The sequence below is a fragment of the Roseomonas chloroacetimidivorans genome (genome assembly GCF_049629625.1).
Taxonomy (GTDB): Bacteria; Pseudomonadota; Alphaproteobacteria; order Acetobacterales; family Acetobacteraceae; genus Roseomonas; species Roseomonas chloroacetimidivorans.
Genome location: NZ_JBNBZS010000184.1, coordinates 1 through 4,367, shown reverse-complemented (window position 1 = coordinate 4,367; position 4,367 = coordinate 1). Strand labels below are relative to the sequence as shown.

General features: G+C 67.7%; 5 protein-coding genes. All 5 read left to right on the top strand.

Features of this window, described 5'->3' with window-relative positions:
* Positions 1–412 precede the first annotated feature (412 nt).
* Entirely contained in the window at positions 413–754 is a 342-nt protein-coding gene (locus ACO1BU_RS36120; RefSeq protein WP_424140702.1) for a divalent metal cation transporter, read from the top strand.
* 68 nt (positions 755–822) lie between these two features.
* Entirely contained in the window at positions 823–1,287 is a 465-nt protein-coding gene (locus ACO1BU_RS36115) for an Hsp20 family protein (RefSeq protein WP_424140701.1), read from the top strand.
* Positions 1,288–1,396: 109 nt separating this feature from the next.
* On the top strand, positions 1,397–1,903 hold the full coding sequence (locus tag ACO1BU_RS36110; protein ID WP_424140700.1) for an NADH dehydrogenase ubiquinone Fe-S protein 4: 507 nt from the start codon (positions 1,397–1,399) through the stop codon (positions 1,901–1,903).
* 122 nt (positions 1,904–2,025) lie between these two features.
* Complete coding sequence (locus tag ACO1BU_RS36105) at positions 2,026–2,697, top strand: SPW repeat protein (RefSeq protein WP_424140699.1); 672 nt, start codon at positions 2,026–2,028, stop codon at positions 2,695–2,697.
* A 63-nt stretch (positions 2,698–2,760) separates the two neighbouring features.
* Positions 2,761–4,367, top strand: a 1,607-nt coding sequence (ftsH, locus tag ACO1BU_RS36100; RefSeq protein ID WP_424140698.1) for an ATP-dependent zinc metalloprotease FtsH, incomplete at its 3' end; no start/stop codon positions are given.

Sequence of the window (4,367 nt, the reverse complement as noted above, 5' to 3'; positions counted from 1 at the left end):
TCCCGGACGTACCTGCTACGCAGGGGCATATGTCTGTCCGCTGGCGCTGTCCGGCCCGGTCGGTGGGCCCTGCTCGTGCCCGGCAGAACGCGGGGGCCGGGCCCCGGGCAGCATAGGATGATCGTGGACCAGGCACCGCACCGCGGCTGCCGAAGCCGTCCCGCCCTGCGCCTTTTGGGCGGCATAGACCTGTCACGGGTCCGTGCGGGTGCACCCCGGTGCGTTCGGGCTCCGCCCTGCACGGACCGTGACCGGCAATCGTGAGCGGGCCGAGTTGAAAAAGGACGAGTGCTCCGGAGTGGGGTGACGCGGCCATGCGCTATGTCAGCCGGGAGAGAATTGCCAACAGGGCAGGCGCCTGACACAGCGCCGGGGCGCCGCCGCCGGAGGCGGCAGCCGGATCTGGCGCAGCATGATCTTCTATTCAAACCTGGAAGTCGCCGTGGCCCTCGGTTTCGCGGCACTCGTGAATATCGCGACGGTGATCATGGCGGCTGGTGCCTTCCATAACGGGCGCCGGGATGTGGTGGGGATCGAGACAGCGTATCGCACCCTCCTCCCCGTGCTGGGACCGAGTGCCGCGGGGGTCTTCCTGCTCGCCCTGATGGCATCCGGCATTAGCGAATCCCTCTGGAGCATCTGCTGTCGCTCGCGACCGCGCAGCAGGCGGTGGCAGGCCGTTCCTCACGAACAGCATACGGGCTTGAAACCTTCAGTCAGCTTGCCTAGCTCGCTGATCGCCAAACGCCCATGATGCGGGTTTGGCTGACGCCGTGAGGGCGCCACTCGCTCATACCATGTTGCTCAATGGAGGATATGGCTATGGAGCTCACGGATTTTGCTCCGCTTGCGCGGTCATCGATCGGCTTTGACCGCCTGCTCAAGCTGCTGGAGAACGGCAGGCTTCCGGAGCCGGCCGACGACTACCCGCCTTACAACATCGAGAAGACGGGCCAGGACGCGTACCGGATCACCCTGGCCGTTGCGGGCTTCGGCCCCGACGATCTCGACATTACCATGCAGCCCAACCTCCTGACCGTCACTGGCAAGAAGGCGGAAAGCGAGGCTCAGAGCCAAGGCTATCTCCACCGCGGCATGATCCAGCGGCCGTTCCGGCGTGTGTTCCACCTGGCCGACTACGTCCAGGTCAAGGATGCACAGCTGAAAGACGGCATGCTGATGATCGATCTCCTGCGTGAGATCCCGGAGCCGATGCAGCCAAGGCGCATCGAGATCGGCGGCGGGCGAGGCCGGCCGGCACAGATCGACACGAGCCCCGCCCAATAACAGGCTGCTGCCTCGAGCGCTGACCGAGCGGCACATGGCGTCTCCGCCTGTGCGCGGTAGTCCGTGCGCGCCCGGCACTCGAGGCAGCCCACGGCGAACGGTGATTCAGATGCTGCAGGACAGTGTCACCAGGGATCATGCGGAATTTCCGACAGGCATGGAGGCCTTCCGGCACGCCATGCCGCCGGGGTCGCCGGCGAATGACCGGCTTCCGGCGTTCGCACCGCGGGCCTTCCCGTCTGATGCCCATGCGATCATCCGGTGTCCCGGCCCGTCGGTCGTCTCGTCGGGCCGGGCCCGGGCGAGGCAATGGGTCCTGGAGTTCGCACCGCGCTCGGCCCCGTTCATCGAGCCGCTGATGGGATGGGTCGGTGGCACCGACCCGCTCCGTCATGTGCAGCTCCGTTTCCCGAGCCGCGAGGCGGCCATCGCCTACGCGGAGCGCGAGGGCCTACCGTACGTGGTGCAGGAGCCCACGCATCTGCCGGCGGCGGTGCGGATGCGATCGTCTGACCAGGCGGCCAGGCCGGTGCTGCTCCAGGACGGCGGCCCGACTGGCCCCGCGGCCAACGACTCCGCTCCGGGGCCAGCCGAACTCGGGCATCGCGCCGCATGATCAGTTCCGGAGGTGCCGGGCAGCCGTGCCCACGCCGAACGGCACGATCTGCCCGGTCGCGGGCCGGGTCGGGCTCGCGGGATCCCTGCGGTTGTCGACCGTGCCTCCGATGGAGGAGAGCGATGCGCACACTGATGAGGAGCACGAAGCCTGTTGAGATCGTCAACCTGGTGGCCGCCATCTGCCTGTTTCTGGCGCCCTGGGTGCTCGGATTTTCCAACGCCTGGCCTGCGGACTGGAACGCGTGGCTGACAGGCGCGATGCTGGCCGTCCACGCGCTGTGGGCCCGGCGCAGCTCCGGTGAATGGACCGCCTGGACCGAAGGTGGCGAGGCGATCCTGGGCATCTGGGCCATCTGCTCGCCCTGGATCGGCCACTTCACCGCGAACCAGCCGGCGATGTGGAGCCACGTGATCATCGGCGCGATCGTGGTGGTTGTCACGGCGCTCGGCCTGATCTGGCCCCGCATGCACGGGATCAGGATCGCGAAGGCGCTTGCCACGAAGCGCCTCGCAATGCTGCTCGCCGGCCTGGTCTGTCTCGGGACGGCCACGGCCCATGCGGCCATGACCGACGCGCACAATGCCAACCTCGGTCATGGCGCGGACTTCGCCTTCGCCGAGGCCCTGAACGCGCTCGCGGCCGACGGCTGGCGTCATGTCACTGACCTCCGCCGTGAGGGCGACTTCGTGCGCGCGACGGCGGAGGATTTCGGCGGCCACCGGCGGGCGGTGCTGGTCGATCCGCGGACTGGCGTGGTCCTGCCGGACTTCGAGACGGTTCGTGACGACTGACGGGTAGGGCCGCGCACCGAACTGCGTTCCAACCGACAACCAGGCATTGAAAGGAGGACGGACATGCCAAGCGATGCTCCCGAGGTCACGAAGGCGAAGCCGCCGGTGCAGTCGGGCACCGCTTGGCTGGACCGGGTTCGCGACTGGTTCCGGCAGGTGTTCCAGCTGCATCCGGACGGGCGTAAGCCGAACAGGCAGCAGCTGGGTGCGCATGCCGGTTACTGGGTCGCAGCGTTCATCCTGATCACTTTGCTGCAGAGCTGGTGGGCGGCCAGCCAGGCCGTGCAGCCGATTCCCTACAGCGAGTTCCGGCAGCTGGTGCGCGAGCAGAAGGTTGCCTCTGTTCAGGTCTCTGGCTCCCATCTCTTCGGCACCTTGAAAACGCCCAATCCGGACGGCCGGAGGCTGTTCGAGACGACGGCCGTGCCCGAGGATATCGCGAAGGAGTTGGAGGCGGCCGGAGTCACCTTTACAGGTGTTGTGCCGAACACCTTCTGGTCCAACCTGCTGTCCTGGCTGCTGCCGATCGTCGTCTTCTATCTCGTGTGGGCGCTGGTCTGGCGGCGCGCTGTTGCCAACCTCGGCATGGGGGGCGGGCTGATGTCGATCGGCCGGTCCCGTGCCAAGGTCTATGTCGAGACCGACACCAGGACGACCTTCGCCGATGTCGCCGGGGCTGACGAGGCCAAGGACGAGCTGAAGGAGATCGTCGCCTTTCTGAAGGATCCGGAGGGATACGGGCGGCTGGGTGCGCGCGTGCCGAAAGGCGTGCTGCTGGTCGGCCCGCCGGGCACCGGCAAGACGCTGCTCGCGCGTGCCGTGGCGGGCGAGGCTGGCGTGCCTTTCTTCTCCATCTCCGGCTCCGAGTTCGTCGAGATGTTCGTGGGGGTCGGCGCGGCACGCGTGCGGGATCTCTTCGAGCAGGCGCGCGACAAGGCGCCGGCCATTATCTTCATCGATGAGCTGGATGCGCTCGGCCGGGCCCGCGGCGCCTATGGCCTTGGCGGTCATGACGAGAAGGAGCAGACCCTGAACCAGCTCCTGGTGGAGCTGGACGGCTTCGATCCCCGGACCGGCGTGGTCCTGCTGGCCGCCACCAACCGGCCCGAGGTGCTGGATCCCGCGCTGATGCGGGCCGGCCGGTTCGACCGGCAGGTGCTGGTGGACCGCCCGGACAAGCCCGCCCGCGAAGCCATCCTGCAGCTGCATCTGAAGCGCATCAAGGCGGCGCCCGAGGTCACCGCCGACCGGCTGGCCGAGCTGACGCCCGGGCTGACCGGGGCAGATCTGTCCAATGTCGTCAACGAGGCGGCGCTGCTCGCGACCCGGCGTAGCGCGGATCAGGTTGATATGTCCGATATCAATGAGGCTGTGGAACGAGTAGTGGCCGGTCTTGCCCGCAAAACCCGCGTGCTCAATCCGCAGGAGCGGGAGACGGTCGCCTACCATGAGATGGGGCATGCCCTCGTCGCGCTGTCGCTGCCGGGCACGGACCCCGTCCACAAGGTCTCGATTATTCCCCGGGGCGTGGGCGCGCTGGGATACACGATCCAGCGCCCCACCGAGGACCGGTTCCTGATGAGCCGGGAGGAGTTGGAAAACAAGATGGCCGTGCTCCTCGGCGGCCGGGCCGCGGAGGTGCTGGTCTTCAACCGTGTCTCGACCGGCGC

Coding starts and splice junctions, on each gene's coding strand:
- ACO1BU_RS36105 (WP_424140699.1), top strand. CDS start 2,026: ATGCGCACACTGATGAGGAGCACGAAGCCTGTTGAGATCGTCAACCTG.
- ACO1BU_RS36110 (WP_424140700.1), top strand. CDS start 1,397: ATGCTGCAGGACAGTGTCACCAGGGATCATGCGGAATTTCCGACAGGC.
- ACO1BU_RS36115 (WP_424140701.1), top strand. CDS start 823: ATGGAGCTCACGGATTTTGCTCCGCTTGCGCGGTCATCGATCGGCTTT.
- ACO1BU_RS36120 (WP_424140702.1), top strand. CDS start 413: ATGATCTTCTATTCAAACCTGGAAGTCGCCGTGGCCCTCGGTTTCGCG.